This window comes from Mesorhizobium sp. M7A.F.Ca.ET.027.02.1.1 (assembly GCF_004022985.1).
Taxonomy (GTDB): domain Bacteria; phylum Pseudomonadota; class Alphaproteobacteria; order Rhizobiales; family Rhizobiaceae; genus Mesorhizobium.
This window is the reverse complement of record NZ_RZOL01000762.1, coordinates 1-1,268: the sequence shown is the minus strand read 5'-3', so window position 1 is coordinate 1,268 and position 1,268 is coordinate 1. Positions and strand designations below refer to the sequence as shown.

Below are 1,268 nucleotides of genomic sequence, written 5' to 3'. Positions count from 1 at the left end.
TGCCGGCACTCACCGCGCGGGCCATGGACATCCAGTCCGTCACCTCGCCAAAGGGCATCACCGCCTGGCTGGTCGAGGACTATTCCGTGCCGGTCGTTGCCATCCGCTTTGTTTTCGGCGGCGGCTCGACGCAGGATCCCGTCGGCAAGGAGGGACTGGCCAATCTGATGACCGGCCTGTTCGACGAAGGCGCCGGACCGCTCGACAGTGAAGACTTCCAGATCAAGCTCGACGATGCCGGCGCCGAGATGAGCTTCGACGAGAGCCGCGACGGCATCTACGGCTCGATGCGCATGCTGGCCGAGCAGCGCGACCAGGCATTCGACCTGTTGCGGCTGGCGGTCAACGAGCCGCGCTTCGACCAGCTGCCGATTGACCGCATCCGCTCCCAGATCCTGTCCGGCATCATCGCCGGCGAAAACGATCCCGACACGGTGGCGCAGAACAAATGGGCGCGAGCGCTTTATGGCGATCATCCCTATTCCCGCTCCGACCAGGGCACCAAGGAAAGCATCGCCACCATCACGCGCGATGATCTCAATGCCTTGCACAAAGCGGTGTTCGCGCGCGGCGGGCTGCGGGTCGCCGTTGTCGGCGCCATCGACGCGGAGACGCTGAAGAAGAAGCTCGACATGGTGTTCGGCGACCTGCCGCAAAACCAGGCGCTGAGGCCAGTGGCCGATATCGACCCGAAGCTGGCGCAGCATATCGAGGTCGACTACGACCTGCCGCAGACCTCCCTGCAGCTCGCTTTTCCCGGCGTGAAGCGCAAGGCAGCGGATTTCTTCCCCGCCGTGCTGATGAACGAGATTCTTGGCGGCGGCACCTTCACCTCGCGCCTGTTCCAGGAGGTGCGCGAGAAGCGCGGGCTGGCCTACAGCGTCAACTCCTCGCTCATCAACCAGGACCACGCCAGCGCGCTGATCGTCAGCACCGGCACCCGCTCCGACCGTGCGTCCGAAACGCTCGGCATCATCCGCGACGTGGTCAAGCGACTGGCCGAAGAAGGCCCGACCGAAGCGGAACTGGCGGCCACCAAGAAATACATGATCGGCGCCTACGCCATCAACAATCTGGACTCGTCCAGCGCCATCGCCTCGACGCTGGTCGAGTTGCAGCTCGACGATCTCGGCATCGACTACATGCAGCGCCGGACCGGTTACATCAACGCGGTGACGCTCGATCAGGTCAAGGCGGCGGCGAAGAAGCTGCTGACCGCCGAGCCGACCATCATGGTGATCGGCCCGAAATTGGCCGGAGCCGGCAAG

General features: G+C 64.4%; 1 protein-coding gene. It reads left to right on the top strand.

Translation table 11 applies throughout. The annotated features are described in order from the left end of the window. The coding region (locus EN749_RS35945) for a pitrilysin family protein (protein WP_245491588.1) at window positions 1–1,268 on the top strand (1,268 nt) is incomplete at both ends.